The sequence below is a fragment of the Methylocystis sp. JR02 genome, from assembly GCF_030063565.1.
Lineage (GTDB): Bacteria > Pseudomonadota > Alphaproteobacteria > Rhizobiales > Beijerinckiaceae > Methylocystis > Methylocystis iwaonis.
On the sequence record NZ_JASIRC010000001.1, the window covers coordinates 1,230,488 to 1,255,809 of the forward strand.

Here is a 25,322-nt window from a genome sequence, read left to right on the forward strand (position 1 = left end):
GAGGAGAAGCGCTTACTTCGGATCGACCGTGAACTCGTAGCTTCCTTCGACGATGTGGCCGTCGGTCGACAGCACGCGGTAGCGCACGACATATTTTCCGGCCGCGAGCTCCGGCGCGTCCATCGACAGTTCGCGCGGCTTGTCGGGCACGCCATTGGCGCCCTCGCCGAGCACCTTTCCGCTGGCGTCCTCGATGCTGAGCTTGGAATATTTCGGCTCGACGCCGCCGCCGAAACGCAGCTTGACAGTCTTGGGCGCCGTCGCGACGTGGTCCTTCGAGGAGGGGTTCGCCTCGACGAGGAAGGAATGCGCGCGCGCTGGCGCGACGACGCCTGCGGCGATCATCGAAGCGGCGGCGAAAATGGCGGCGCGCCGCGAGAAAATAAACAGTCCCTTCATGAGATTTCCTCCCGGGCTTTTCCGCCCTTTTTCGCAGTTATTTTATGAGATGCGATCGACAGCGCCTCCGTTCAAGACGCGACCGTCTCCGTGGCCTTTTTCTTCGAGGACGGATGGGTGTGCTTCCAATAGACGAAGACCATCCCCGCGATGAGGATCGTGCCCGCAATCTGCGGCACCCACGCCCACAAGGTCTCGCCGACCCTGAATCTGAACTGCTCGGTCTGCTGCTCGCCATTATCGCGCGTGAGCGTCACGAGACCGATGTAATGGCCGTTGGCATCGAAATTATGCTCGAGGCTGAACGTGCCCTTCGTATATTTCTTCGCGGGAAGATGCAGCACCGTCAGCGCCTCGAGATCCGTGTCCTTGGTGATCGGCGTCACCGGATCGCGAATGATGCGTAGCTCGAGGGGAAGGTCGCGGAAGGCCGGCGTCTCGAGATCGAAGACCATGATCGTGCGGCCGGTGGCGGGAATCTCATCGCAATATTCGCTGCGCGATTTATCCGGCTGGAAGGCGGTGATGTGGATCATGTCATAGCCGAACATGACCATGCACATATTGCCCATGGACATGGCCTCTGGGCCCGCGCCGCCTTCCGCGCGCGTCTGCGGCGCGAAACTGAGCGAGAGCGCCAAGCCAAAGAAGGCGGCTGCAAGGCTGCGCCAATTCATCATTTCTTCCCTCGATTTCTTATCGAGGCGCTTTTACCGCGCCTCTTTTGATTTTGCCGTGCGCCGCTTTGCACGGTCGATCACGAACCCACAGTCGTTTCATTTAGCCAAGTAACACATGCGCCGATTAACACATGCTCCAGCGATAGCTGCGCTAATTGTCGCGACGATACTTAACGCCTCGCGCGCCGCGCCTGCAATGCCGTCTTTGGCAAAACGACGCCTGCTCCATTGCTAGATTGCATCGAAAATATGCGCAGGCGCGAGCGAAAAACCCGAGTGTCGTTTGCGTCGAAAGGACGCAGGAATTGATTTTGAGCAAAAATTGAGAACGAAGGCGCAAACGCGTGCGCGAGCGCCATCCCAAGCGTCCCCCCAAAACGCGACCGGCCGGACTTTCGTCCGGCCGGCGCATTAGTTCAGGCTACCGAGTTTCGCTTAGGGCATGTCGCCGGCGACGAACTTCGGAATGACCGGGCCGCCGATTTCAGCCGCAAAGCGCTTGCCGTCCGGCGTGAAGAAGAACAGCAGACCGCCGACCTGGCTGTCCGTGTCGTAGGCGAGGTCGGAGAGACGCTCGATGTCCCAACGCGCGTCCTGGATCTTCACCACGATTTCCTTCGACTCGCCCGGCGCAATCACGTCGTCGTTCGACAGACCGCGGTCAGCAAGCAGGTAATCCGGGAAGTCAGGCTTCTGCGTGAACACGGTCGGGTTCAGGAAGCGCAGGCCAGCCGCCGTATATTCGCCGAGGCGAACCGGCTGCGACGTGCCATTCTTGACCTTCACGTTGATCGTCAGCTCGCGGCCCGGAACCTTGTAGACGCCGCCGTTCAGCTCGGTCGACACCTGCTCCTTGCCCACGCCCACGGTGCCTTCCGTCTCGATCGGCGTCAGCGGCTTCTGCAAGCCGGCCTGAAGCGGGATCGTGCGCGGGAAGGTCGAGTTCGTCACGGCGTAGCCGACGATCGTCGCGAGGATCGTCAGAGCGAGAACGATCGCGCCGATGCGGCGGTCGTCATCGCCGATGACGTCGTCAGGACGGCCTTCAGCAACACGCAGGTAAGAGGCGATGATGCCCTTCCGGATGAACCAGAACAGGATCCACGCGGCGCCAACCGCCAGCCACGGCAGATGCCACGCGTAAACGCGGCTGATGCCGTAGTTCTCGAGGTCGACCGTCGAGCCGTCGAGGAGCGTCACCGGATCGGTGAAGTCCTTCATGTCGCCCTTGATCTCGATCCACTGGCCGGGTCCGATGATCGGGCCGCCGCCTTCGACGTTGATCTGAGCATGAACGTGCCAACGGCCGGCGCGACGACCGCGCAGGTTGATCGAGAAGGCGTAGTCCTTGCCGATCTCCAGAGACACCGAACGAGGAGCGAACTGCTCGCCGATGAACTGAGCCGTGCGGACCAGAACCGGACCCGGCTCGCCGGCGTTCAGGAACGACACCTTCGGATTGGCGACCGCCTGCGGCCACGCCGAGAAGACGTGAACCTTGCCGGACAGGACCATGTCCTCGTTGACGTTGACCGTCGTCTTCGACCACTGAACGTCATACCAGTTCAGCGTGCGCATGCGAAGGAACGCCTGCTGGGACTTCTCGCCGTGCGCCGAGGCCGGAGCGACCGCTCCGAGCGTCGCCGCCACAGCAGCCGCCGCGCCGAAGGCGGCGAGCTTGACTAGCTTTTTCATGAACAAACCTCCCAGGTTCTTCTTCCGGCCGGCGCCTCGCGCGCCAGCCGATTTATTCATCCGCGACAGATCAGGCCAAACCGATGATCCAACCAAATTTCCGCCGCGTCTTTTTGGGTGATTAGATCTGCTCGATCCGCTTGGTCGTGGAATACCAGCGACCCATGAACCACCACAGGAAGTACACCATCATCGAGACGAAGCCCGAGAAGAACGCCGCAACCGGCACAACGTCCTTACCGAAGGTGCGCAGCGTGCCGCGCTCGACCATGCGGATGTATTCCGGCATCGAGGTGCGGACGAAGTGCAGACCGATGAGATCGGCCAGCGTCATCAGCTGACCATGCTGCTCGGTCGCCTGGTGGAAGGCGGCGATCGCCGGCCAGTTGTTCGGATAGAACAGCAGACCCCAGCCCAGCGAGCCGACAACCGCGGTGATCACATAGGAACCCGACAGGAGCAGGATCACGTCGAGCCAGATCGCCGGAACGATCAGAGCAGACGGGAACACGAGGCTGATCGGGAAGTAGGTCCAGCCCCAGAAGTTGACGTAGCGGTTGATCCACTCGCCGATCATCAGGCCCAGAACCGCGAAAACGGCGCCGAACGGAAGACGGAAGTTAACCCACCAGAAAGCCTGCGACGCCGCGCAGAAGGTCACGCCGAGGATCGGAATAACCGTCGGCCACATACGACGATCCTTCCAGTCGACCCAGAAGTCCCAGTCGCCGGCCGTCAGCATGAAGTGGACGTGATAGCCGCCCAGGACCGCAAAGAACAGCAGAACCAGAAGCATCCAGTCCGTCGTCGCGACGCAACCCGCCGCCTCGGCGACGGAGTTGAACGGACCGACCGCCCCCCGCTTTTCGATTGTGACATCACTCTTCTCCTTGGTGTTTCTCGAGCGCCTTGAGGCCCCGAGTTTCTTTTTGCCGCTGACCGGAAGCGTCGCGCCTCCGGACCGCGCCCGGACGATCGCCTCTAGGGCCCCGCCCGGCATTTCCTTTGGGCCGCGCTTGCGCGCCGCCTGAGCGAAGTCTTGCCTTTTCAGCCAGGAAAACCCCTGACCGCGACGCGAGAAGAACCACCCCAGTCGCCAATGGCGGCCAGAAAACGCTCAGTCTCTTGTCTAAAGAAAAGCCCCACCCCGAACCTTCCGCCCGCGCCCTTAAAGGGCGCGAGCGGGTCGTCACATTTTACTCGGTGAGGAGGGCGACGCCTTCCTTGCCGATCAGCGCATGGATGCGGCCGAGGATCTGCAGCACGACGCCGAACACGCCGAGCGCCATCCAGCCGAAGAACACGAAGCCCCAGTGCAGCGGCGCAACGAACAGCTCTTCCATGAACCAGAAGGTGTGGCCCCACTCGTTCAGGCCGACGTTCGGGATGATCATGAACGGGCCGATGGCGACGATCAGGAACGCCAGCGAGTAGCCATGAGCAAAATACGGAATGCGGGTCTTCGCATAGAAGAACGCGCCGACCGCGATCACCGAATAGATCGGGTAGCTCATGTAGAACTCGATGATGTGCGACGGCGTGAAGTCCGTGTCACGGATAACCGTCATGTGCCAGGTGCCGTCCTGCTCGGTGAAGAACGAGGCGCCCCAGTAGATGGCGATGCCGTAAACGACCAGCCACTGAACGAGGACCACCAGGCGGCGCATCTCTTCGCGCGGGGCCACGGCGTCGACGTTACGGTCGCGGGTCTTCCACAGGAAGCCGGCGAGCGCCAGACCGGAGACGAGCTCCAGCGGGATTTCGGTCCAAAGGATCGACATCCAGTAGGTCTGGAATTCCGGAGCGAACGAGTCGAGGCCGGCGCGCCAGCCGAAGACCTGCTCGTAAATGCGGACGATCAGATAGAAAACATTCAGAACCGCAAGGCCGATCCACATGCCGCGCAGATCGACTACGGACTCTACTTCAGCGGCTGCGCCGGCAGCCGTGCTAGTCGTCGAGCTCATATTTAACTCCTCCTATGTGCTCCCAGGGATGCGCGTGACCGGTAAAAAAGCTCCGCCTCCCGGAACGGAGCCGCTTCGTCCTCGTTTGATTAACGTGAGGCCGGACCCGCTGTTAACGGAGCCCAGGACCGTCCCGCCCTTTCTTGCCGCAGCTCTCGGACCCCGAACCCAAGAGAGAAATTCTCCCGAGAAGCTCGAACATCCAATAGGGCCGCCTTGTTGTTATCGGACGAACACCGACGTCGCCGCCTAAACAGAGACCCAAACTGGCCCTCCCGAGCCAAGCCAACAGACCCCGTTTAGCGTGGCCCAACCATTCCCTCTCACCAACATAATGACAATACCCATCAGGATAGCATTCGACTGTCTATCGAATAGTCCAAACAACCCCAGTGGATGGGGAAATGACTACCCTGTTCGGTAGTCATAGGTAATTATCCGTAGCGGCAGGGTGACGCTTAAGTGTATGATTTTCACTAGTTTAGACGCACGTCGCCGCGTTTGCGGCCAATTCGCGTCCAAATTCAGGCGCGACATGCAAGCGCCCCGCCAACAGGATTGCGACTCCAAGCCGCGACCAAGAAATAATTCAGGCCGGCGGCGCCCGCCGCGAATGGATGAATAGACCCGACATATCGACGGGCTGGCCCGCCCGACGTCTCGAACAAAAAACCCCTGGCTTTCGCCAGGGGCTCGTCGATCGCACGAGGCGAACTTTGCTTTGCAATGGCCTTATTGCGGGCGCGGCGTGTCCTTGGTGCGCGCCGGCAGGAGCGGATAGGCGACCTTCGGCTGATCGCCGGTCAGCGCATTGAGGAACGCCACGATGGCGGCGTTCTCATCCGGCGACAAAGCCGCACCGAGCTGGGTCTTCGCCATGACGTCGACGGCTTCCTCCAGCGTCCAGACGGCGCCGCTGTGGAAGTAAGGCGCGCGCAGGGCGACGTTGCGCAGCGGAGCCGAGCGGAAGGCGAAGGCGTCGGCGTCGCTGTTCGTGACCTTGGCGCGGCCGCGGTCGGCGACGGGCAGAATGGCCGCGTCGGGCTTCTCGGCGACGCCAAAGGGGAAGTAGCCGTTGCCGCCGACGTTCACGCCGCTGTGGCAGCCGCTGCAGCCCTTGTCGATGAACAGGCGCAGGCCCTTCTTCTCGGTGTCGTTGAGGGCGTTGGCGTCGCCGGCCAGGAACTTGTCGAATTTGGCGTTCGGCGTCGTCAGCGTGGCCTCGAAAGCCTCGATGGCGTTGGCCATATTGTCGAAGCTGACCGGGTTCGCGTCGTTGGGGAAGGCCGCCTTGAACTCGGCGACATAGGCCGGCATGCTCTTCAGCGTGGCTTCGACGGCGGCGGGCGTATTGTTCATCTCGACGTCGGCCTGAACCGGGCCCTTGGCCTGCGTCTTGAGGTCGACGGCGCGGCCGTCCCAGAATTGGGCGACGTTGAAAACCGCGTTCAGCACGCTCGGGGCGCGGCGCGGGCCCTTGGCCCAGCCATGGCCGATCGAGGTCGGGCCGGCGTCGACGCCGCCCGTGCCGAGATTATGGCAGCTATTGCAGCTTATGATCTGGCTCTTCGACAGGCGGGGATCGAAGAACAGCTTGTGGCCGAGTTCGATCTTGGCCGGGGTGATGGCGTTGTTCTTGACGACCGAATTCACGCTCGCGGCGTCGATCGGCTTGAAGACCGCATTGGCGTCGGCGCGCAGGTCGCCGGCGTGAGCCAATACGGGAAATAGCAGCATCGCGCCGGTCACGGCGAACCGAAGTGCGGACATATGATTCCCTCCCCTTGCAGCTTTGTCTTTGAAAAGCTGGGCAGCCTCGCTGCGCGAGAGCGCGCGAAGCTCGCGTCTTCGGCTAGCACAACCCCTAAGACGGCGGAAGCCCTCGCTGATTGATACGCCGCAGGTTAAAGCAGATGCGTGACTGTGGCCGTATGACAAAGAAACGGCAAAAGGCGGAAGCCTTATTGAGGCGGCTCCGGCGCGGCGGGCGACGTCAATGGAATGCCGAAGAAGCTCTCCTCGTCGGCGCCCCCGGCCTTATGCAGCGCGAAGGCGTCCTTCCAAATGGCGTTCTCGACCGCATCGGCAGGGCGATAGGTGCATTTGGCTTCGGGATTGCCTCCCTGTAGCCATTTCTTGCCGTTGCGCACGAATCGGTCGAGGCTTTTCTGGTCGGTCGGGCGAATCACGCATCTGGGAACGCCATCGACGAGAATGACTTGCGGGAGCATGTGCGATCTCCGACAAATGGGGGCGCCGCCCCCTGATTGCCTTGTTGGAAATCAGTTCAGCAATCGACGTGCCATTTTTGATTTTTTTCAAGGAAGAAGAAAATGACCAGCTTCGCGAGCGACGCCGCAATAGAACGCATCGCCTTGGGCGTGATTGATCGGACATTGCCGAAAACCGACTGGACGCATGCAGCGCATTTCGCCGCCGCCGTCTGGCTTTTACGTTACAGGCGCGATTTGACGACGGCGCCCGCGATCAAAGGTTTGATCAGCGCCTATAACGAGGCGACCAACACTCCCAACACGGATACAGGCGGCTATCACCACACGATTACGCTTGCGTCGATGCCCGCCGCATCGGCGCATCTGGCCGGTTATCCCGAAACGGCCAGCCTGCATTGCGTCCTCGACGCGCTGATGGCCTCGCCGCTGCGGCGCCCGGAGTGGCTGCTCGATTATTGGAGCCGCGAGACCTTATTCAGCGTCGCCGCGCGCCGCGACTGGACGCCCCCCGATCTCGCCCCGTTGCCGTTCTGAGGCGTCGTTCGCCCGCAACCTTTGATACTAGACCCGCTTGATTGGCTCGCTGTCATTCTCGACGCTCGCGTCGCGAGTGATCGGGAATCCAGAGCCGGATCAGCGCTATTGCGGCTCTGGATTCCCGATCGGGCCTTCGGCCCGTCGGGAATGACAAACCCCAATGCGAGCTGTTCACACGGAGGTGGCGTCACACCCCCGTGGGGTAGTTCGGGCTCTCGCGGGTGATGGAGACGTCGTGGACATGGCTTTCGCGCAGGCCCGCATTGGTGATGCGCACGAATTGCGCCTTCTCCTGGAATTCACGGATCGTCGGCGCGCCGACATAGCCCATGGCGGACCGCAACCCCCCAGCGAGCTGGTAGAGGATCGGCGCGATCGGGCCGCGGTAAGGCACCTGCCCTTCAATGCCTTCGGGCACGAGCTTGAGCTGATCCTTCACATCGCCCTGGAAATAGCGCGTGGCCGAGCCCGCCACCATGGCGCCGACCGAGCCCATGCCGCGGTAGGACTTGAAGGAGCGGCCCTGATACAGGAACACCTCGCCGGGCGATTCCTCCGTGCCCGCGAAGAGCGAGCCCATCATCACCACCTCGGCGCCCGCGGCGACCGCCTTGGCGAGATCGCCCGAATATTTCACGCCGCCGTCGCCGATCACCGGCACGTCGGCTTTGCGGGCTTCCTCCGACGCCTCCATGATCGCCGTGAGCTGCGGCACGCCCACGCCCGCGACGATGCGCGTGGTGCAGATCGAACCCGGCCCGATGCCGACCTTGATGGCGTCGGCGCCCGCGTCGATCAACGCCTTGGCGGCCTCGGCGGTGGCGATGTTGCCGGCGATGATCTGGACCTTGTTGTTCTCGCGCTTGACGCGCGCCACCTGATCGATGACGGCCTGCGAATGGCCATGCGCAGTGTCGATGACGATGCAATCCGCGCCGGCGTCGATGAGCTGCAGCGCGCGCTCATAGCCGTAATCGCCGACCGTCGAGGCGGCGGCGACGCGCAGGCGCCCTTCCGGATCCTTGCAGGCGTTCGGGTGTTGCGTCGCCTTTTCGATGTCCTTCACGGTCACCAGGCCGACGCAGTGATAATCGGCGTCGACGACCAGCAACTTCTCAATGCGGTGCTCGTGAAGAAGACGCTGCGCCTCGGCCTGGTCCACGCCCTCGCGCACGGTGACGAGCTTCTTGGTCATCAGCTCGGCGATCGGCTGGCGCTTGTCCTGCGCGAAGCGCACGTCGCGGTTCGTGAGAATGCCGACGAGCTTGCCCTTCCCGCTTGTCGCGCCGCGCTCGACGACCGGAATGCCGGAAATACCGTTTTGCGCCATCAAATACAGCGCGTCGGCGAGCGTCGCATCGGGGAAGATGGTGATCGGATCGACCACCATGCCGCTCTCATAGCGCTTGACCTTGCGCACTTCGGCGGCCTGATCGGAAGGCGTGAGATTTTGGTGGATGACGCCGATGCCGCCGGCCTGGGCCATGGCGATGGCGAGCCGTGCCTCTGTCACCGTATCCATGGCGGCGGAAACGATCGGCAGGTTGAGCGTGATCTCGCGGGTGAGGCGCGTCGTGATGTCGACGGTCGAGGGCATCACGCGGGAGTGACCGGGCCGCAGCAACACGTCGTCGAAAGTAAGCGCTTCGGTCAACGTGATGGGCAGACGGGCCATGGGCCAACTCCTTCATGGGCTGCGATGGGGCGGCGTAAACGAGCGCGCCGCCTGAGAGGGTTGGCGGGTGCTCATAGCATTTATCCTTGCAAAGGCAAATGGCGCCGCCGCGACACCAGACCATTCACTCGGGCAGCCAACCCTCGGAAAGCACCTCGGCCATCGGCCATGAGCAGGTCGATGGGAATTGAGCGCGCTCCAAACTGGTTTGCTTCTCGGCGAGCGAAAGGGCGTCGGACCAAGCGTCCGCCTGCCAGTCTGGGTCTCGAAGCGATTCCTTCAAGCTCGGCGTGCGCCTGAGCCGGCGCTCTATCGCGGCGCGCTGATCCTTTATCGTCAGCTCCCAGCTCCGGGTGCGGCGCTCCGGCTGAAAGCGCCATTTCAGCAAATGGGCCAAGAGAACCGCCATCCGGATGGCCAGCTCCCGCTGCTCGCTTTTGCCCACGTCCTCGATCTCGTCAGCGATATGTTGGGCGTCGAGAAGGTCGAATCGACCTGCGCGCAAGAGGCGCGCCTGCTCCCGCGCCCATGCGACGACATCGGCCTCATAGGCCGCGCTCGCGCGCCGCTCCGCCGCCTTCTCCAAATCTTTGCTCGCCTGCGCCATGAGCGGAATATAGGACCGGCTCGGGATCGAGTCCAAAGCCTCCCGCCCGCGCTTTCAGCTTTCGGTTCTGTCGCCGCGCGTAGTTGGCTGGGAAACGACCAGAAATTCTGCGACATCGGCGCCGGCGTTGACGACGCGATGCGGCGCGCCCGGGGCGATCTCGAGGCCCTGGCCAGCCGCGACCACGCAGACAGTCCCTGCGACCTCGATCGAGAGTTCCGCGCTCAGAACAAAGAAGAACTGGCGCGCCTTCTGGTGGAAGTGCCGGGTCTCGGCGCTCCCGCACGGCATGCGCTCGTGGATGACGCTCAGCTCGGCGCGATCGACGAGGCGCCAGCCGTCGCAGTCCGCGCCCCAATGATAATGCTCGGCGTTTTCCTTACTGACGACGGTCGTCACAGAAGGGCGTCCGCAGTATGGGCGCGCTCCGTATCGAACTGCAGCTTCGCCAGCCGCGCATAAAGCCCGCCGGCGGCCGTGAGGGTTGCGTGGGTCCCCTCCTCCACGATGCGGCCCTGGTCCAGAACCACGATGCGGTCGGCTTCCAGCACGGTCGCCAGACGATGCGCGATGACGATGCTGGTCCGCCCGGCCATCACGTCGTGCAGCGCCTCCTGCACGGCGGCTTCATTCTCGGCGTCGAGTGCGGAGGTGGCTTCATCGAGTAGCAGCACCGGCGCGTCCGCCAGAATGGCGCGGGCGATGGCCAATCTTTGCCGCTGGCCGCCGGAAAGCGTCACGCCGCGTTCGCCCAGAAGCGTGTCGTAGCCCTGCGGCAGCGCCTCGATGAACTCATGCGCCTGGGCGCGCTTCGCCGCGGCCACGATCGCCTCGCGGGCAGCGCCCTCGCGGCCGTAAGCGATATTCTCCGCGACCGACAGCCCGAAGATCACCGGGTCTTGCGGAGCCAGCGCCATCGCCGCGCGCAAATCGAGCGGATCGAGGTCGCGCAGATCGACGCCGTCGAGTGAAATCACGCCCGCGTCGACGTCGTAGAAGCGCAGAAGCAGGGCAAAAAGCGTGGATTTTCCCGCGCCGGAGGGGCCGACCAGCGCCACCCGCTCGCCGGGCGCGATGGTCAGCGACAAATCGTGCAGCGCGGAACGGTCGGGCGCCGTCGGATAAGCGAAGCTCACATGGTTGAAGGCGATGCGCCCCTGCCAGCGGGAGGGCGCCGGAGTGGGATGCGGGGGCGCGATAATCTTCGGCTTCACAGCCAGAATCTCAGCGATGCGCGAGGCGGCGCCAGCCGCCGCGCTCACCTCGCCCCAGACGGACGAAAGCTCGCCGAGCGAACTCGCGCCGAGCACGGCATAGAGCACAAATTGCGACAGCAGGCCCGATGTCATCCGCCCAGAGAGCACATCCTGCGCGCCGAGCCAAAGCACCGCGACAACGCTCGTGAACACAATGAGAATCACGCCCGCCGTCATGAAGGCGCGCAGCAGCGTCGCCGCCTGCGCGGCGTCATAGGCGGCCTCCACGGCGCGCTTGAAACGCGCCACGGTGGAGGCCTGCGCGCCATTGGCCTGCATGGCGCGGACGGCCGCCAAATTCTCGCCGGCGTAAGCCGCCGCATGGGCCAGCGTATCCTGTGCATGCTTCGAGCGACGGCGCACGCCGCGACCCGACGCGATGAGCGGCAGGACGATGATGGGGATCGCCGCAAGCGCAAGCCCCGCGAGTTTCGGGCTCGTCGCAAACATCATCACGACCGCGCCGATGAACATGAAGATGTTGCGCAGCGCGATGGAGGCCGAGGAGCCGAAGGCCGATTTGAGCTGCGTCGTATCGGCGGTGAGGCGCGAGAGCAGCTCGCCGGTTTTCGCCGTGTCGTAAAAGGAAGCGTCGAGCGTCGCGAGATGCTTGAAGAGATCGGCGCGCAGATCGGCGACCACGCGCTCACCGAGCGTCATCACGAAATAATAGCGCGTGGCGGAAGCGAGCGCGAGCGTCGCGGCGACGGCGATCATGGCGCCGAAATAGGCGTTCACCGTTCCCGCGCTATCGGCCGAGAAGCCGTGATCGATCATGCCGCGCACCGCCGCCGGCAGCGTCAGCGTCGCGCCCGAGGCCAGAAGCAGAGCGGCGAAAGCGAAGGCGATCGTTTGCTTGTAGCGCAGCGCATAGGGCAGCAGCGGCCGCAAGGGCGCGAGCGTCGCGCCGAAACGGCGCTTCGATTCGCCCGCGGGAGGCGGAAGGGGAGCCGCATCTTCGATTCCGGTCATAAACGTGACCCTCTCCTGCGCCGGCCAAGCCGAAAATGCCGCGCAGCCTGCTCCTACGCCTCGAATCGCTGCGACGCAGCAAAAATATTTTACGGCCAAGCCTGAGACAAATCCTTGGAAAAGAATGTCTTTTCGATTTCTTTTCAGATATATATGTCCTGCGACAGGATGTCGCAATTTGATGCATCCAACGCTGGACAGGCCCGAAACTTGTGCTACCTTTTCCCTGCGTCGAAATGACGCGCCCGCCAAACAACCGGGGGGCCACGCGCCACAAAAACAAAAAGACTTGGCGCGCAATGGGAACGAAAGAGGAGTGAAGGTTATGGCTGACAAAGAACTCGAGATCACCACCAACACTTACATCTTCGCTGGCGTCGGCGCCGTGATTCTCGGCGGCCTCGCGGCTGCGGCGCTCGGCGGCCTGCCGAACACCATCGCGGCTGGCGTTGTGGGCGCGCTCGCGGGCGGCTGCCTCGGCCTGTTCTTCTAACCGACGCCTTCGACGCGGCGCTGGTCTGGCCGCCAGCGCAGCGCCAAAACGTCGACAGCCAGCATTCGGGAGACGAATGCTGGCTGCGTTTTTTGTTGATTGTTCTTTTCGAAAGGCCGCCGCAAACGGCTACTTCAGCTTGCTGAGAAAGTGGCGATGACGCCTCTCGTGCTTCGAGACGCCTGCTGCGCAGGCTCCTCAGCATGAGGAGCTTCTGCAACTTCGTCGAACACTTATGCCATTTCCGTTTGAATAGCTCGCATCGGGCGCGCGTTATTCCCGGCGGGCTGAAAGCCCGCAGAGCCACAAGAGCGCTGGTTTTGCCCAGCGCCCGTCATTGCGAGCGAAGCGAAGCAATCCAGGGCGGCGATGCGGCCCTGGATTGCTTCGTCGGCTCCGCCTCCTCGCAATGACGGCGGTGATTTCCTGAGTGTCCACACGGCGCGAGCGTCGGGAATGGCGCCTGAGGAGCGCGCGAAGCTCGCGTCTCGAAGGACGAGGCCGCCTCTGAGGTTTGTCAAGAAACTAGGCAGCCGAAACCGGCTCTCGGACGCCCTGCTCAGAGCGTCGCCGCCGTCGCCCCGCCCGGCCACATCTCCCGCGCCTTCGCGCGCAAAACATATTTCTGGACCTTGCCTGTCGAGGTCTTCGGCAACGCGCCGAAGACCACGTGGCGCGGGCATTTGAAATGCGCCAGATGCTTGCGCGACCAGGCGATGATTTCGTCCGTCGACGCGAGTTCGCCGTCCTTCAGCTCGATGAAGGCGCAAGGCGTCTCGCCCCATTTGTCGTCGGGCGCGGCGACCACCGCGGCGGCGGCCACTTTCGGATGTTTGAAAAGAACGTCCTCGACCTCGATCGACGAAATATTCTCGCCGCCCGAGATGATGATGTCCTTGGAGCGGTCCTTGAGCTGGATATAGCCGTCGTGATGGATCACGCCGAGATCGCCAGTGTGAAACCAGCCGCCATGGAAGGATTTCTCGGTCGCCGAAGCGTTCTTGAGATAGCCCTTCATCACGACATTGCCGCGAAACATCACCTCGCCCATTGTCGCGCCGTCGCGGGGCACGGGTTGCATGGTCTCGGGGTCGATCACGTCGAGATCGTCCAGGACGACATAGCGCACGCCCTGGCGCGCCTTCATATGCGCCTGCTCCTTGTCGTCGAGCGCGTCCCAGCTCTCCTGCCATTCATTGACGGCGGCCGGCCCATAGGTCTCGGTCAATCCATAGAGATGCGTCACCTCGAAACCGGCTTCCTTCATGGCCGCGAGCACGGCCTGAGGCGGCGGCGCGGCGGCGGTGAAGAATCGCACCGTCTCCTTCAGCGGCTTCTTTTCCGACTCTTTGGCGTTGAGCAGCGTCGACATGACGATCGGCGCGCCGCAGAGATGCGTGACGCGATGCTCGGCCATGAGCTCATACATATGTCCCGCCCGCACCTGCCGCAGGCAGACATGCGTGCCGGCTGCGACCGAGATCGACCAGGGGAAGCACCAGCCGTTGCAGTGGAACATCGGCAAGGTCCACAGATAGACCGGATGCCTGCCCATATCGCCGGTGAGGATGTTGCCGAGCGCCAGCAGATAGGCGCCGCGATGGTGGTAGACGACGCCCTTGGGATCGCCCGTCGTCCCCGAGGTGTAATTGAGCGAGATTGCGTCCCATTCGTCCTGCGGCGGCGCCCAGGCGAAGTCGGGGTCGCCGGAGAGCACGAAATCCTCATAGTCGATCGAGCCCAGCCGCTCGCCCGGCCCCGTATATTCGGGATCGTCGTAATCGATGATGAGAGGCTTGGATTTGCAGAGCGCCAGCGCCTCGCGGATCAGGCCCGAATATTCGCGATCGACGATCAGCGCCTTGGCTTCGGCGTGATCGAGGGTGAAGGCGAGGACCGAGGCGTCGAGCCTCGTGTTCAGCGTATTGAGGACGGCGCCCATCATCGGCGCGCCATAGTGGCATTCGAGCATCGCCGGCGTATTGCCGAGCATGACGGAAACCGTGTCGTTGCGTCCGAGCCCGGCTTTGGCCAGCGCGCTCGCGAGGCGCCGGCTGCGCGAATAAAAGTCACGATAGCTGCGCCGCAAGTCGCCGTGAATGATCGCAACGCGGTGGGGGAAGACCGCCGCCGCGCGCGCGAGAAACGTCAGCGGCGTTAGCGGCTGGTAATTCGCCGGATTGCGGTCGAGATCGCGGTCATAGGCGGATGCAGTCATGACGGACTCCGAAACGGGGCCGCGAAGGCCGGCCACGCAGTATGCAAGTTCTGGAGAAGGCGGCGAACCTTTTCGTCCATGCGTTTCCGCCTTCAAGACCGCCAGCCGGAAGGACCGCGAGCCTTCAGGCTCGCCTTGTGATGCGAGCCTGAAGGCTCGCGGTCCATTCGGCCTGTCGCGTTCCGACAAACGCACAGCGGGCGCGCCTGCCCCATGAGGATAGGTGCGCCCGCCAGGCAAATCAATTGCGCTCGCCGGTCTCGGCGTGACCGGTCACTCGCCGAAATCGAGGTCCTTGAGCTTGCCGAAGACGCGATCGGCGTCGAAATTATCTTCCTCTTCCTCCACCGGACGCGCGGCGGGCTTGCCGAACACATCCTCGGTGGTCACCGGCTCGCGCACGCTGGTCGTCACGGCGGCGGGCACGAGAGTCTGGCCCTGGTCCTCGACGACGGCGGGCCTGTCCTTGGCGGCGCGATTGACCTCGAAGTCGAGATCGATCTGCGAGCAAAGGCCGAGCGTGACCGGGTCCATCGGGGTGAGCGAGGCTGAATTCCAGTGCGTGCGCTCGCGGATCGCCTTCAGCGTCGCCTTGGTGGTGCCGACGAGGCGCATGATTTGCGCATCCTTGAGCTCCGGATGGTTGCGCACGAGCCAGAGAATGGCGTTGGGGCGGTCCTGACGGCGCGACAGCGGCGTATAGCGCGGACCACGCGCCTTCTTGACCTCCGGCACGACGACCTTCGATACAGACAGTCTGAGGTGATGCTTGTTGTCGCGCTCGCCGCGCGCGATCTCGTCGCGCGTGAGCTGGCCCGAGGTGATGGGATCGTGGCCGCGAATGCCCGCTGCGACTTCGCCGTCGGCGATGCCCTTCACTTCCAGCGGGTGAAGCTTACAGAATTCGGCGACCTGATCGAAGGTCAGCGAGGTGTTTTCGACGAGCCAGACTGCCGTCGCCTTCGGCATCAAGGGGGCGTTGCTCATCTCGAAGAATCTCCTTGGGTCGGGACATGGCGGGAGCGTCCGGCGCCGCGCTTCTCCTGCGCTGGCGACCCATTAGGCTCGACCGTCCATGATGGGAATGAGGGCACATATACGCCGCCATGAGCAAAAGCGCAATGATTCAACCCGCCCACGCCAGGGCTCCGAATTCAGGTTTACGAGCGGACGCGTTCCCGCGTCATGGCCGCGCTTGTCGCGGCCATCCACGCCAGGCCGACGCAGAAAGCTGCGAACATGAGCGGGAGCAACGCCGCTTCTTCTCCCCGCGTGTCGTCATGTCCCGGCGTGGATGCCCGCGACAAGCGCGGGCATGACGGTGGCGGCGTAAGGTTTGTTCACCTGGATCGGAGCCCTGCCCGCCCACGAGTGAACGCCGCTGCGCCCCCCGGACCTGCTAACGGGCCCTCCCCCGCGCATGGGCCGGCCGCAGACCGGAAAGATGCTCGGGCAGCAAGTCGCCCAAAGCCGCCCCGATCGCCGCGCCATATTTGTGGAAGAAGAGGCCGAAGGCGATGAGCAGCACGCCGATCCCCGACAGGGCAAAGGGGAAAAAGATCGAATTCTTGAAGACCTCGCTGGCCAAATAGCCAAGATACATCGTCACGCCAATGGCTCCGAAGACCGCATAGACGCGCCGCATCATGAAGAGGGAGAGAAATACGAGGCCCGCGTTGACGGCGCAATAAATCGCCTTGCCGAATTCGTCGCCAGCGTGCTGCGCCGTCAGGCCGCCCCAGAAAGCCAGAAGGCCGCCGAGATGCAGCCAAAAGGCGAAATCGCCATTTCGCCAGCGCTTGAGATCGATCAGCCAGGCCACGGCGATGACGGCGAGGCCGAAATACATGCTCACCGACGCGCGCTGTTCCCAATCGAAGGTCTCAGTTCCCATGAGCCAGGGCGTCAAATCCATGGACATGAACCACAGGCAGAAGGCGATGACCATGGTGAGGAAGGGGAAGGGAAAGAAAGCCATCGCCGCGAGCGCCGAAACAATGGTCCCGACCTCCATCGGCAGCCAGCTCGATTTGATCCAGATATAGAAATCGCGATAGCCGCCGGGCGCGTCGACGGGGCTGTGGCCCCAGAGCGATTGCAGCGCGAAAATGGCGAGCGGCGCCATGCCGACCGCGCAGGTGACGAGCAGCCCGCCGGGGGTGCGCAGATCGCGCCGCCACAGATAGGCGCCGGCGTAAAGAAAGCCCCCCGCATAAATGAGCGCCGTCGTCAGCAGCGCCTTCTCGCCCCAAAGGCCGAAAGCGGTCGTCGAAAAGAGCCCCATGGCCGACAGCACGATCAGCGCGCCGGCATACCAGAGCACATGCACGAAGTCGTAGCGCGGCGGCTGGGAGGCCGGCGCGGGCGCGGCAATTCGCGCCGCGAAAAACGCCGCGAGTGTTTCGAATGTGGCGGCGTCGATGACGCCGGCGTCCCGCGCGGCGGCAATTTCGTCGATGATCGAGCGTGGCTTCATGGTCTGGCTCCTTCCATCGACCCGAATTCATAAGATTGCGGCACAGAAAGCGCGATGCGCGGGCGCACGCCCGCCTCAGGCGGCGCCCGTTTGGAGGATCGTATATGAATCTCGCTCAGGCTTCGATTCCAACGCCAGTAAGGCGCGCGCGGATGCATGAAAGAGAAACGATCATGAGGCGCTTCAAATGAACTCGCTCGGCCGTCTTGTCGTCCTCGTGCCGGATTACGATGAAGCAATCCAATTCTATCTTAGCGTTCTCGGAATGCGGATCATCGCCGACATACCGGCGGGCGAGCTACGCTTCGTTCACCTGGGTTTTGCCGCCGAGCCGTCCATCGGCCTGTGGCTGCTGAAAGCCACGACAGCCGAGCAAAAGGCGCGCGTCGGCAATCAAACCGGCGGGCAACCTCTCGCGGTGATCTATACGTCGGACCTCCACGCCGAGAGCGACCGTCTGGCCGCCAAAGGCGTCCAATTCGTCTTACGCCCAACGGAGGAAGCCGATTCGATTTACGCGCAATTCCGCGACATTTACGGCAACATCTTTGTGCTGGTGCAGTTGAAAGCCTGATGGCGGCTCATTTGACAGCCGGGGGCGCATTGCCCATACCGCAATTGGGCGGGAGGCCCGACGGGACAAGGCCATGCAACAGAAAGCCAAAGGGCTCACCTATTCCGATGCGGGCGTCGACATCGATGCGGGAAACCGACTCGTCGATATGATCCGGCCGGCCGTGCGCGCGACGCGGCGCTCCGGCGCCGACGGCGAGATCGGCGGCTTTGGCGGCGTCTTCGACCTCAAGGCGGCAGGCTATGCCGACCCGCTGCTTGTCGCGGCCAATGACGGGGTGGGCACCAAGGTCAAGATCGCCATCGAATCCGGCCTGCATGGCACGATCGGCATCGACCTCGTCGCCATGTGCGTCAACGACCTCATTGTCCAGGGCGCCGAGCCGCTGTTCTTTCTCGACTATTACGCCACCGGCAAGCTCGACCCGGCGGTCGGCGCCTCCGTTGTGAAGGGGATCTCCGACGGCTGCGTCAAAGCAGGCTGCGCGCTGCTCGGCGGCGAGACGGCGGAAATGCCCGGCCTCTATTCGCGCAGCGACTATGATCTCGCCGGCTTCGCCGTCGGCGCCGTCGACCGCCGGCGTCTGCTGCCGCACGAGGTCCACGTTGGCGACGTCGCCTTCGGCCTGCCCTCGTCAGGCGTGCATTCCAACGGCTTTTCGCTCGTGCGCCGCATCGTCAAGGACACGGGCCTCTCCTGGAACGCGACCGCGCCCTTCGCCCCTGAAATGACGCTCGCGCGCGCCCTGCTCGAGCCGACGCGTATTTATGTGAAACCGCTGCTGGCCGCGCTGAAGCGCACGAACCACATTCGCGCGCTCGCCCATATCACCGGCGGCGGCTTCCCGGACAATTTGCCGCGCGTGCTGCCCAAGGGGCTCGGCGTATCGTTGGATCTGAGCGCCTTCGACGTTCCGCGCGTGTTCAAATGGCTGGCCAAGACGGGCGATGTGGCGGAATCTGAAATGCTGCGCACCTTCAACTGCGGGATCGGCATGGTGATCTTCGCCGCGAAGGAAGGGGCGGATGAGGTCGAGACGATCTTGCGCGATGTCGGCGAAAAGCCCGTGCGGATCGGCGCGGCGATCGACGCCGAGGGCGATTCGCGGGTCGTGATGAAGGGTCAGCTCGGGCTATAAGGCCCCCTCCCCCGCTCGCGCGGGAGGGCGAGTAGAACGCGGCCTTCATCCGGAGCGCTGATCGTGAGTATCCCCTCTCCCGCGTGCGGGAGAGGGTGGCCCTCGCGTTAGCGAGGGTCGGGTGAGGGCCCGCCCTCATCCGTCACCGCTTCGCGGCGACACCTTCTCCCGCAAGCGGGAGAAGGAACTTAAACTACCAAGGTCGGAGACTATGACCCGCCTGCGCACCGCCATTCTCATTTCCGGCCGCGGCTCCAATATGGACGCGCTGATCGCCGCCGCGCGCGCACCGGATTTCCCGGCCGAGATCGCCCTCGTCCTCTCCAACCGCCCCGACGCTCCCGGCCTCGCAAAAGCCAAGGCCGCCGGCATCGCCGTCGCAGCGGTCGACCATAAGATCTACGCAGGCCGAGAGGAGTTCGAGCGCTCGCTACAACTCGTTCTCGAAACCTACCGCATCGACTTCATCTGCCTCGCCGGCTTCATGCGGCTCTTCACGCCCTGGTTCATCGGCCAATGGACAGGACGGATGCTCAACATCCACCCTGCTTTGCTGCCGTCCTACCGCGGCCTGCACACGCATGAGCGCGCGCTCGCTGACGGCGTGAAGATTCACGGCTGCACGGTGCATTTCGTCGTGCCGGAGATGGACGAGGGCCCGATCGTCGCCCAGGCCGCCGTGCCAGTGCTCGACGGCGACACGCCCGACACGCTCGGCGCGCGCGTGCTGGCGCAGGAGCATGTCATTTATCCTTTGGCGTTGCGGCTCGTCGCGTCGGGCTCCGTCCGGATCGAGGGCAATCGCGTGTTGGGCGCGATGGCGGAAAGCCGGGAGGCCCTTGTCGCGCCGAAACCTAATTGGGAATAAGTATAGCCGCCCGTCATTGCGAGGAGCAAAGCGACGAAGCAATCCAGGGCCGCAGTCGCTGCTCTGGATTGCTTCGCTTCGCTCGCAATGACGGGGCTCCGCTGTCATTCCCGACGCGCGGAGCGCAATCGGGAATCCAGAGCGGAAATCTTAGCCGACGATCTCATTGCCGGAGAAGAACTGGGCGATCTCGACGGCGGCCGTCTCCGGCGCGTCGGAGCCGTGCACCGAGTTCTCGCCGACCGACAGCGCATGCTCCTTGCGGATGGTGCCCGGCGCGGCGTTGGCCGGATTGGTGGCGCCCATCACTTCGCGATAGCGGGCGATGGCGTTCTCGCCCTCGAGCACCTGCACGACGACCGGCTCGGAGATCATGAAATCGACGAGCTCGCCGAAGAAGGGACGCTCCTTATGCACCGCATAGAAGGTCTCGGCCTGCTCGCGGGTCATGCGGATGCGCTTCTGCGCGACGATGCGCAGGCCCGCGCCCTCGATCAGGGCATTGATGGCGCCGGTGAGGTTGCGCTTGGTCGCGTCGGGCTTGAGAATGGAAAAGGTGCGTTCGATCGCCATGAGAGCGCATCGCCTCGTTGTTGGAGTGCTGAAAGGGTAAGCGCCGCGCTTATACCGGCGGCGCCGCGACGCGGCAAGCCTGGCGCAGCGCGGGTTCTGGCGCGGCAAGGGCCAATGCTTGCTCTATGCCCCTGTGGGGCATATATTGAAACATATTTCGAGGAGCTTTTTTGAAAATCTTTGCGACCAGATGGTTCGCGCGCTTTGCACGGAAGGAGAGCATTCCGGACCAACAGTTGCGCGAGGCGATCGCCCGAGCGGAGAAAGGCGCCATAGACGCCGAGCTCGGGGGAGGCCTCATCAAACAGCGAGTGGCGCGGGACGGCGGCGGCAAATCGGGCGGGTATCGGACAATCGTCGCGTACCATAGCGGAACGAGGAGCATTTTCCTTTACGGCTTTGCCAAGAACGTTCGAGACAACATCGCGGCTGATGATTTGGCGTTACTCAAGAAACTTTCCAAGCGATTCCTTTCGATCCCAGACGAAGACTTGGAAAGAGCGTTAGCCGAAGGAGAACTCATTGACGTCGGAAATCGCAAAACAGGCAAAGAATAGGTTCCGCAGCGACATGGCCGAGGCCCTGCACGAGACGGCGAGCGGCCTTCACAGAATCGGCCTTTTGGACGCGAGAACGATGCGCGAATTCGACGTCGCGTGCCTCACCCCGGTGGAGCCGATGAGCGGGAAGGAAATCCTTGCCCTGCGCGAACGTGAGGGCGTCAGCCAAGGGATTTTTGCGCGGGCGTTGAACGTCCGGCCGAAGCTCGTCAGCGAATGGGAGCGCGGCGAGAAAAAGCCGAGCGGCCCGTCCCTCAAGCTGCTGTCGCTTGTCAAGGCTCATGGCTTGGTGGCGATTATTTAGCCGTTACCGATACGCCTCGGCGATCGCCATAAAATCCCGCGCCGTCAGGCTCGCCCCGCCAACCAGCGCGCCGTCGACATTCGGCACGCCCATCAGCTCCCGCGCATTCGCGGGCTTCACCGAGCCGCCGTATAGAATGCGCACATCCTCGCTCTTGCCGCCGCCGAGCCGCGCCTCGATCCGCTCCCGCGCGAAGGCGTGCATTTGCGCGACATCCTCAAGCGTCGGGGTGAGCCCCGTGCCGATCGCCCAGACCGGCTCATAGGCGACGACGATCGTTCCCGGCGCGTCATCGGGAAGTGACGCCTCGATCTGCCGGCCCACGACGGACAGCGCTTCCCCGGCCTCCCGCTCGTGGCGCGTCTCGCCGACGCAAATGATGGGTTTCAACCCGGCGCGCAGCGCTGCCGCGGCCTTCACCCGCACGATATTGTCGGTCTCGCCGTGATCGGCCCGGCGTTCGCTATGCCCGAGGATGACATAGGTGGCGCCCGCGTCCTTGAGCATTTCGGCGGAAATATCGCCGGTATGGGCCCCGCTTTCGGCGGCGTGGCAATCCTGCCCGCCGAGCCCGATCCCGTTGAGCATGGCGACGTCGAGCGCCAGCCCGATCAGCGTCGCAGGCGGACAAATGATCAGCTCGACCTTTTTCTTCAGCGCGAGATCATAAGCCGTCCCCATCGCCGCGATTTCCGCAAGCGAGGCGATGAGCCCGTTCATTTTCCAGTTTCCGGCGACGAGCGGGCAACGATCCATGCAGGAGAATCCTTCGAGCGTGGAAATGTTACGTAACAGAAGCTGACAGACTCGCAATATGGCGCATGTGGCGGCGCCATCGACTTGTCACAATAAATCGATATATCCAGAATCATGGAAATAGAAACCGCCCTCGCCTGCCTTGCCGCGCTCTCGCAGCAGACGCGGCTCGAGGCTTTTCGGGCCCTTATCCGCGCCGAGCCCAAGGGCCTCCCGGCCGGCGAGCTCGCCCGCCTCCTCGGCGTGCCGCAAAATACGCTCTCGGCCCATCTCAACGTCCTCTCCCACGCAAAGCTGGTCACCAGCGCCCGTAACGGACGCAGCGTCGTCTACCGCGCCGATCTTTCGCAACTGAACGCGCTCCTTCGCTTCCTCGTCGAGGACTGCTGCGGCGGAGCCGGATGCGCGCCGGCTCAAATACTCTCCCTCTCGAAATGTGACTCCGGACAATGACAGAGAAGATCTACAACGTATTGTTCCTGTGCACGGGCAACAGCGCCCGCTCGATCATGGCCGAGAGCATACTGCGTCAGCTCGGCGCCGGCCGATTCAAGGCATTTTCCGCCGGCAGCCATCCGAAGGGCGAAGTAAACCCCTACGCCCTGCTGACGCTGGAAAAGATGGGCTTTCCGCATGACGGCTTTCGCTCCAAGAACTGGGACGAATTCGCCGCCCCCGGCGCGCCGCGAATGGATTTCGTCTTTACCGTCTGCGACAACGCCGCGGGCGAAGCCTGCCCGCTCTGGCCCGGCCAGCCGATGACCGCGCATTGGGGCATCGAAGACCCCGCAACTGCGGACGGCTCGGACATAGAAAAGCAGCGCGCTTTCGCGCTCGCCTTTCGCTACCTCAAGAACCGCATCGAGCAATTCTGCGCGATCCCGCTGCATCGTCTCGATCGCCTGGCGGTCGGCGCGCGCCTGCGCGAAATCGGCGAGACCGAGGGCGCAACTCATCGGGAAGCGGAGCAAACGCCGTGACGATCTTCGAACGCTATCTGACGCTTTGGGTCGCCCTCTGCATCGTCGCGGGCGTCGGGCTGGGCCATTTCCTGCCGGGCTTTTTCCACGCGCTCGGCGCCTTCGAAATCGCCAAGGTCAATCTGCCTGTTGCGGCGCTGATCTGGCTGATGATCGTGCCGATGCTGATGAAGATCGACTTTGCTGCGCTGAAAGAAGTGGGGCGCCATTGGCGCGGCATTGGCGTAACGCTGTTCGTCAATTGGGCGGTGAAGCCTTTCTCCATGGCGCTGCTCGGCTGGTTCTTCATCGGCCATCTCTTCCGGCCCTACCTGCCCGCCGAGCAGATCGACTCCTATATCGCCGGGCTCATCCTGCTCGCGGCGGCGCCCTGCACCGCCATGGTCTTCGTCTGGTCGAGCCTCACCAAGGGCGAGCCGCATTTCACGCTGAGTCAGGTTGCCCTCAACGACGCCATCATGATCGTCGCCTTCGCGCCGATCGTCGGGCTCCTGCTCGGGCTCTCGTCGATCACCGTGCCGTGGGACACGCTGTTCCTGTCGGTGGTTCTATACATCGTCGTCCCGGTGATCGCCGCGCAGATCGCACGCAACCGCCTCATCGCCTCTGGCGGCGACACGCGCCTTTCCCAGGCGCTCGCCAAGATCGGCCCGCTGTCGCTCGTCGCGCTGCTGGCGACGCTGATCCTGCTGTTCGGCTTTCAGGGCGAACAGATCATCCGTCAGCCGGCGATCATCGGCTTGCTCGCGGTTCCGATCCTGATCCAGGTCTATTTCAATTCCGCGCTCGCCTATGCGCTCAATCGTCTTTTCGGAGAAGCGCATTGCGTCGCCGGCCCCTCGGCGCTCATCGGGGCCAGCAATTTCTTCGAGCTCGCCGTCGCGGCGGCGATCAGCCTCTTTGGTTTCGACTCCGGCGCCGCGCTTGCGACTGTCGTCGGCGTGCTGATCGAAGTGCCGGTGATGCTCAGCGTCTGCTCCATCGTAAACCGCAGCAAGGGCTGGTACGAGCGCGGCGCGATACGCGAGACCCAGGTCGCGCCGGCCGATTAGCCCTCGCTGCCGCTTATTCGGCGCAGAGACGATAGCCGAGGCTGGCGAGTTGCGCGCCGCTGATCTTCAGCAGCGGACCCGGCACCGCGCCGCGCGAATTGCGCACGTGATTGAGGAAGATGCGCCGCAGCGGCGGCTTATAGGCGGAGGCGAAAACCGCCGTCATCTGCGGATCGACGACGCCGCTGGTCGGCCCGCCCACCCATGGCGCATGGAAACCGAAGACAGCGCCCGGCGACACGCAGGAACGCTTGGCGGCAAGATAAAGCGTGCAGGACGAATCGCATTCGACCGCCCCGATGCGCACCGGCTCCCCGCGCGCCTGCGCTTCCTGAACGCGCGCCACATAGGGCTCCACGCGTCCGCCATAATCGTGATCCACCACATCGAAAGCCTTTGCGGGGACAGAAAAGAGTACGAGCGTCATCATTCCTGCAAGACCGAAAGATCGCAGCATAGCTGTTCCTTTTGAGGCGCTTGGGCGTTGCGTTAATCGCCGCACATTTTTCGTCGAGCTCCGTGGGCCAAGCGCTCGCCCCGGAGCCGTTGCCCGGGCGAATTCGGCCCCGTCAGCTTCAGCGTCTCAACCGTTACGCGAGCGCTTGCCTGCCGGCAAGTAGGCCGCTGTTTTTGAACGAAGTTTCAGAGAAAAAATTTGCGTGAGGGCCTTGAAGCGCGCGAATCGCGCTCTTTATCGGGCGAGACTTGGGCGACGCGGCGCCAAAAGGCGCGCAAGGATGGGGCGCAGACGCCGTCGCAGGGGAACGGCGTCTGCTGCGAGCGGAAAGCGCGCTATTGGAGCGCCGCGCCGATCGCCAAAGCCGCTCTCACGACCCCTGCGATCAGGATCACGCCAAGCGCATTGCGCAGAACGACGCGCAGCCGCGCCGACGGCGTGTTGCAGTAGAATTTGGGAGCCACTCCGCCCTCCGTCCTCGATTCCATCAGCAGCCGTAGGGCCCGCAGTCGGGCGACTGATAATAGTAGCCTCTCGAACGGCGGTAGCCGCCATAAGCTGGCGGCGGGGCGTCATAATAGTATTCGGGCGGCGGCGGGGGCGGCGGCGGCGCGGTCAAGGCCCCGGCGGCGGCGCCAGTCGCGCCGCCGATCAGGGAGCCGGCAAGCGCGCCACGGCCGCCGCCGGCCAACCCGCCGATTCCGGCGCCGGCCAGCGCCCCGATGGCGCCGCCGCCCACCGCCCGGCTCTCGGGCGTGTAGCAGCCCGCAAGCGGCGCAGCGACAGCAACGACGGCGACGAGGGCGAATGTCTTTTTCATTTTGAGTTCCAGGTCGGTTCCAAAAGGTCGG

Annotated in this window: 29 protein-coding genes; 10 read left to right on the forward strand and 19 right to left on the reverse strand. The window is 63.6% G+C overall.

The window, feature by feature from the left end; genetic code table 11:
• Window positions 1–12: 12 nt before the first annotated feature.
• The 7 genes from QNA11_RS05920 to QNA11_RS05950 all read right to left on the reverse strand — a co-directional run bounded on the left by QNA11_RS05920 (window position 13) and on the right by QNA11_RS05950 (window position 6,972).
• Window positions 13–399: a copper resistance CopC family protein gene (locus QNA11_RS05920; protein ID WP_202071546.1), complete on the reverse strand. Its 387-nt coding sequence runs from the start codon at window positions 397–399 to the stop codon at window positions 13–15.
• Between the two features lie 71 nt (window positions 400–470).
• Window positions 471–1,079, reverse strand: coding sequence for a hypothetical protein (locus tag QNA11_RS05925; protein WP_202071545.1), 609 nt, complete (start codon window positions 1,077–1,079; stop codon window positions 471–473).
• 435 nt (window positions 1,080–1,514) lie between these two features.
• Entirely contained in the window at window positions 1,515–2,774 is a 1,260-nt protein-coding gene (gene amoB, locus QNA11_RS05930) for a bacterial ammonia monooxygenase, subunit AmoB (protein WP_202074342.1), read from the reverse strand.
• A gap of 121 nt (window positions 2,775–2,895) precedes the next feature.
• The gene (amoA, locus tag QNA11_RS05935; RefSeq protein WP_502867520.1) at window positions 2,896–3,774 is read right to left on the reverse strand and encodes a bacterial ammonia monooxygenase, subunit AmoA; all 879 of its coding nucleotides are present in this window, start codon (window positions 3,772–3,774) and stop codon (window positions 2,896–2,898) included.
• A 196-nt stretch (window positions 3,775–3,970) separates the two neighbouring features.
• Window positions 3,971–4,741 (reverse strand): bacterial ammonia monooxygenase, subunit AmoC, encoded by a 771-nt coding sequence (amoC, locus tag QNA11_RS05940; RefSeq protein WP_281927381.1) that lies wholly within the window; start codon window positions 4,739–4,741, stop codon window positions 3,971–3,973.
• A 732-nt stretch (window positions 4,742–5,473) separates the two neighbouring features.
• Window positions 5,474–6,511 (reverse strand): cytochrome-c peroxidase, encoded by a 1,038-nt coding sequence (locus QNA11_RS05945; RefSeq protein ID WP_283482300.1) that lies wholly within the window; start codon window positions 6,509–6,511, stop codon window positions 5,474–5,476.
• 191 nt (window positions 6,512–6,702) lie between these two features.
• Window positions 6,703–6,972, reverse strand: a complete 270-nt coding sequence (locus QNA11_RS05950; protein ID WP_202074268.1) for a hypothetical protein — start codon at window positions 6,970–6,972, stop codon at window positions 6,703–6,705.
• Between the two features lie 102 nt (window positions 6,973–7,074).
• Here QNA11_RS05950 and QNA11_RS05955 point away from each other — a divergent pair, with 102 nt between their 5' ends.
• Window positions 7,075–7,509, forward strand: a complete 435-nt coding sequence (locus tag QNA11_RS05955) for a hypothetical protein (RefSeq protein WP_283482301.1) — start codon at window positions 7,075–7,077, stop codon at window positions 7,507–7,509.
• Between the two features lie 190 nt (window positions 7,510–7,699).
• On the opposite strand, the gene guaB is transcribed toward QNA11_RS05955, so the two are convergent.
• The 4 genes from guaB to QNA11_RS05975 all read right to left on the reverse strand — a co-directional run bounded on the left by guaB (window position 7,700) and on the right by QNA11_RS05975 (window position 12,022).
• Complete coding sequence (guaB, locus tag QNA11_RS05960) at window positions 7,700–9,187, reverse strand: IMP dehydrogenase (protein WP_283482302.1); 1,488 nt, start codon at window positions 9,185–9,187, stop codon at window positions 7,700–7,702.
• Between the two features lie 124 nt (window positions 9,188–9,311).
• Window positions 9,312–9,830, reverse strand: coding sequence for a DUF29 domain-containing protein (locus tag QNA11_RS05965; protein WP_283482303.1), 519 nt, complete (start codon window positions 9,828–9,830; stop codon window positions 9,312–9,314).
• A gap of 18 nt (window positions 9,831–9,848) precedes the next feature.
• Window positions 9,849–10,193, reverse strand: a complete 345-nt coding sequence (locus tag QNA11_RS05970; protein WP_283482304.1) for a cupin domain-containing protein — start codon at window positions 10,191–10,193, stop codon at window positions 9,849–9,851.
• A complete protein-coding gene (locus tag QNA11_RS05975) occupies window positions 10,190–12,022 on the reverse strand; it encodes an ABC transporter transmembrane domain-containing protein (protein ID WP_283482305.1) in 1,833 nt (610 codons plus the stop codon). Before QNA11_RS05975 ends, QNA11_RS05970 begins: the two co-directional genes overlap by 4 nt.
• A 325-nt stretch (window positions 12,023–12,347) precedes the next feature.
• Here QNA11_RS05975 and QNA11_RS05980 point away from each other — a divergent pair, with 325 nt between their 5' ends.
• Window positions 12,348–12,515 carry a hypothetical protein gene (locus QNA11_RS05980; RefSeq protein ID WP_165055642.1) on the forward strand — a complete coding sequence of 56 codons (168 nt, stop codon included), beginning with the start codon at window positions 12,348–12,350 and terminating at the stop codon, window positions 12,513–12,515.
• 559 nt (window positions 12,516–13,074) lie between these two features.
• On the opposite strand, the gene QNA11_RS05985 is transcribed toward QNA11_RS05980, so the two are convergent.
• The 3 genes from QNA11_RS05985 to QNA11_RS05995 all read right to left on the reverse strand — a co-directional run bounded on the left by QNA11_RS05985 (window position 13,075) and on the right by QNA11_RS05995 (window position 17,209).
• The gene (locus QNA11_RS05985) at window positions 13,075–14,733 is read right to left on the reverse strand and encodes an acyl-CoA synthetase (RefSeq protein ID WP_283482306.1); all 1,659 of its coding nucleotides are present in this window, start codon (window positions 14,731–14,733) and stop codon (window positions 13,075–13,077) included.
• A gap of 273 nt (window positions 14,734–15,006) precedes the next feature.
• Entirely contained in the window at window positions 15,007–15,720 is a 714-nt protein-coding gene (locus QNA11_RS05990; RefSeq protein ID WP_283482307.1) for a DUF1013 domain-containing protein, read from the reverse strand.
• A 412-nt stretch (window positions 15,721–16,132) separates the two neighbouring features.
• The gene (locus tag QNA11_RS05995) at window positions 16,133–17,209 is read right to left on the reverse strand and encodes a hypothetical protein (protein WP_283482308.1); all 1,077 of its coding nucleotides are present in this window, start codon (window positions 17,207–17,209) and stop codon (window positions 16,133–16,135) included.
• A 187-nt stretch (window positions 17,210–17,396) separates the two neighbouring features.
• Between QNA11_RS05995 and QNA11_RS06000 the strand changes: the two genes are divergently transcribed.
• The 3 genes from QNA11_RS06000 to purN all read left to right on the forward strand — a co-directional run bounded on the left by QNA11_RS06000 (window position 17,397) and on the right by purN (window position 19,789).
• Entirely contained in the window at window positions 17,397–17,783 is a 387-nt protein-coding gene (locus tag QNA11_RS06000) for a VOC family protein (protein WP_283482309.1), read from the forward strand.
• Window positions 17,784–17,856: 73 nt separating this feature from the next.
• Window positions 17,857–18,921, forward strand: a complete 1,065-nt coding sequence (gene purM / locus QNA11_RS06005; protein WP_283482310.1) for a phosphoribosylformylglycinamidine cyclo-ligase — start codon at window positions 17,857–17,859, stop codon at window positions 18,919–18,921.
• Window positions 18,922–19,132: 211 nt separating this feature from the next.
• On the forward strand, window positions 19,133–19,789 hold the full coding sequence (gene purN / locus QNA11_RS06010) for a phosphoribosylglycinamide formyltransferase (RefSeq protein WP_283482311.1): 657 nt from the start codon (window positions 19,133–19,135) through the stop codon (window positions 19,787–19,789).
• Between the two features lie 150 nt (window positions 19,790–19,939).
• Here purN and ndk read toward each other — a convergent pair whose 3' ends face one another.
• Complete coding sequence (ndk, locus tag QNA11_RS06015; protein WP_283482312.1) at window positions 19,940–20,362, reverse strand: nucleoside-diphosphate kinase; 423 nt, start codon at window positions 20,360–20,362, stop codon at window positions 19,940–19,942.
• A gap of 170 nt (window positions 20,363–20,532) precedes the next feature.
• Between ndk and QNA11_RS06020 the strand changes: the two genes are divergently transcribed.
• Together QNA11_RS06020 and QNA11_RS06025 are read left to right on the forward strand one after the other, a co-directional pair.
• On the forward strand, window positions 20,533–20,919 hold the full coding sequence (locus QNA11_RS06020) for a type II toxin-antitoxin system RelE/ParE family toxin (protein ID WP_283482313.1): 387 nt from the start codon (window positions 20,533–20,535) through the stop codon (window positions 20,917–20,919).
• Window positions 20,920–20,998: 79 nt separating this feature from the next.
• Window positions 20,999–21,226: a helix-turn-helix domain-containing protein gene (locus QNA11_RS06025; protein ID WP_370568588.1), complete on the forward strand. Its 228-nt coding sequence runs from the start codon at window positions 20,999–21,001 to the stop codon at window positions 21,224–21,226.
• A 3-nt stretch (window positions 21,227–21,229) separates the two neighbouring features.
• Here the strand turns inward: QNA11_RS06025 and tpiA are convergent, their stop codons facing one another.
• The gene (gene tpiA / locus QNA11_RS06030; protein WP_283482314.1) at window positions 21,230–21,982 is read right to left on the reverse strand and encodes a triose-phosphate isomerase; all 753 of its coding nucleotides are present in this window, start codon (window positions 21,980–21,982) and stop codon (window positions 21,230–21,232) included.
• A gap of 114 nt (window positions 21,983–22,096) precedes the next feature.
• Here tpiA and QNA11_RS06035 point away from each other — a divergent pair, with 114 nt between their 5' ends.
• The 3 genes from QNA11_RS06035 to arsB are packed head-to-tail and all read left to right on the forward strand — an operon-like array spanning window position 22,097 to window position 24,014.
• Entirely contained in the window at window positions 22,097–22,435 is a 339-nt protein-coding gene (locus QNA11_RS06035; RefSeq protein WP_283482315.1) for an ArsR/SmtB family transcription factor, read from the forward strand.
• A complete protein-coding gene (locus QNA11_RS06040; RefSeq protein ID WP_283482316.1) occupies window positions 22,432–22,962 on the forward strand; it encodes an arsenate reductase ArsC in 531 nt (176 codons plus the stop codon). The genes QNA11_RS06035 and QNA11_RS06040 overlap by 4 nt, the downstream gene beginning before the upstream one ends.
• A complete protein-coding gene (gene arsB, locus QNA11_RS06045) occupies window positions 22,959–24,014 on the forward strand; it encodes an ACR3 family arsenite efflux transporter (RefSeq protein WP_283482317.1) in 1,056 nt (351 codons plus the stop codon). Before QNA11_RS06040 ends, arsB begins: the two co-directional genes overlap by 4 nt.
• 13 nt (window positions 24,015–24,027) lie before the next feature.
• Here arsB and QNA11_RS06050 read toward each other — a convergent pair whose 3' ends face one another.
• The 3 genes from QNA11_RS06050 to QNA11_RS06060 form a co-directional block, all read right to left on the reverse strand.
• On the reverse strand, window positions 24,028–24,471 hold the full coding sequence (locus QNA11_RS06050) for a hypothetical protein (protein ID WP_246729853.1): 444 nt from the start codon (window positions 24,469–24,471) through the stop codon (window positions 24,028–24,030).
• 335 nt (window positions 24,472–24,806) lie between these two features.
• Window positions 24,807–24,935: a hypothetical protein gene (locus QNA11_RS06055; RefSeq protein WP_255537342.1), complete on the reverse strand. Its 129-nt coding sequence runs from the start codon at window positions 24,933–24,935 to the stop codon at window positions 24,807–24,809.
• A gap of 23 nt (window positions 24,936–24,958) precedes the next feature.
• Complete coding sequence (locus QNA11_RS06060; RefSeq protein WP_246744995.1) at window positions 24,959–25,291, reverse strand: YMGG-like glycine zipper-containing protein; 333 nt, start codon at window positions 25,289–25,291, stop codon at window positions 24,959–24,961.
• Window positions 25,292–25,322: the final 31 nt, after the last annotated feature.

Excerpts from the sequence above, each read along its gene's own strand:
- QNA11_RS05920 (WP_202071546.1), bottom strand. The coding sequence starts at position 399 with ATGAAGGGACTGTTTATTTTCTCGCGGCGCGCCGCCATTTTCGCCGCC.
- QNA11_RS05925 (WP_202071545.1), bottom strand. The coding sequence starts at position 1,079 with ATGATGAATTGGCGCAGCCTTGCAGCCGCCTTCTTTGGCTTGGCGCTC.
- amoB (WP_202074342.1), bottom strand. The coding sequence starts at position 2,774 with ATGAAAAAGCTAGTCAAGCTCGCCGCCTTCGGCGCGGCGGCTGCTGTG.
- amoA (WP_502867520.1), bottom strand. The coding sequence starts at position 3,774 with ATGCCGGGCGGGGCCCTAGAGGCGATCGTCCGGGCGCGGTCCGGAGGC.
- amoC (WP_281927381.1), bottom strand. The coding sequence starts at position 4,741 with ATGAGCTCGACGACTAGCACGGCTGCCGGCGCAGCCGCTGAAGTAGAG.
- QNA11_RS05945 (WP_283482300.1), bottom strand. The coding sequence starts at position 6,511 with ATGTCCGCACTTCGGTTCGCCGTGACCGGCGCGATGCTGCTATTTCCC.
- QNA11_RS05950 (WP_202074268.1), bottom strand. The coding sequence starts at position 6,972 with ATGCTCCCGCAAGTCATTCTCGTCGATGGCGTTCCCAGATGCGTGATT.
- QNA11_RS05955 (WP_283482301.1), top strand. The coding sequence starts at position 7,075 with ATGACCAGCTTCGCGAGCGACGCCGCAATAGAACGCATCGCCTTGGGC.
- guaB (WP_283482302.1), bottom strand. The coding sequence starts at position 9,187 with ATGGCCCGTCTGCCCATCACGTTGACCGAAGCGCTTACTTTCGACGAC.
- QNA11_RS05975 (WP_283482305.1), bottom strand. The coding sequence starts at position 12,022 with ATGACCGGAATCGAAGATGCGGCTCCCCTTCCGCCTCCCGCGGGCGAA.
- QNA11_RS05980 (WP_165055642.1), top strand. The coding sequence starts at position 12,348 with ATGGCTGACAAAGAACTCGAGATCACCACCAACACTTACATCTTCGCT.
- QNA11_RS05985 (WP_283482306.1), bottom strand. The coding sequence starts at position 14,733 with ATGACTGCATCCGCCTATGACCGCGATCTCGACCGCAATCCGGCGAAT.
- QNA11_RS05990 (WP_283482307.1), bottom strand. The coding sequence starts at position 15,720 with ATGAGCAACGCCCCCTTGATGCCGAAGGCGACGGCAGTCTGGCTCGTC.
- QNA11_RS05995 (WP_283482308.1), bottom strand. The coding sequence starts at position 17,209 with ATGAAGCCACGCTCGATCATCGACGAAATTGCCGCCGCGCGGGACGCC.
- QNA11_RS06000 (WP_283482309.1), top strand. The coding sequence starts at position 17,397 with ATGAACTCGCTCGGCCGTCTTGTCGTCCTCGTGCCGGATTACGATGAA.
- purM (WP_283482310.1), top strand. The coding sequence starts at position 17,857 with ATGCAACAGAAAGCCAAAGGGCTCACCTATTCCGATGCGGGCGTCGAC.
- purN (WP_283482311.1), top strand. The coding sequence starts at position 19,133 with ATGACCCGCCTGCGCACCGCCATTCTCATTTCCGGCCGCGGCTCCAAT.
- ndk (WP_283482312.1), bottom strand. The coding sequence starts at position 20,362 with ATGGCGATCGAACGCACCTTTTCCATTCTCAAGCCCGACGCGACCAAG.
- QNA11_RS06025 (WP_370568588.1), top strand. The coding sequence starts at position 20,999 with ATGCGCGAATTCGACGTCGCGTGCCTCACCCCGGTGGAGCCGATGAGC.
- tpiA (WP_283482314.1), bottom strand. The coding sequence starts at position 21,982 with ATGGATCGTTGCCCGCTCGTCGCCGGAAACTGGAAAATGAACGGGCTC.
- QNA11_RS06035 (WP_283482315.1), top strand. The coding sequence starts at position 22,097 with ATGGAAATAGAAACCGCCCTCGCCTGCCTTGCCGCGCTCTCGCAGCAG.
- QNA11_RS06040 (WP_283482316.1), top strand. The coding sequence starts at position 22,432 with ATGACAGAGAAGATCTACAACGTATTGTTCCTGTGCACGGGCAACAGC.
- QNA11_RS06050 (WP_246729853.1), bottom strand. The coding sequence starts at position 24,471 with ATGCTGCGATCTTTCGGTCTTGCAGGAATGATGACGCTCGTACTCTTT.
- QNA11_RS06060 (WP_246744995.1), bottom strand. The coding sequence starts at position 25,291 with ATGAAAAAGACATTCGCCCTCGTCGCCGTCGTTGCTGTCGCTGCGCCG.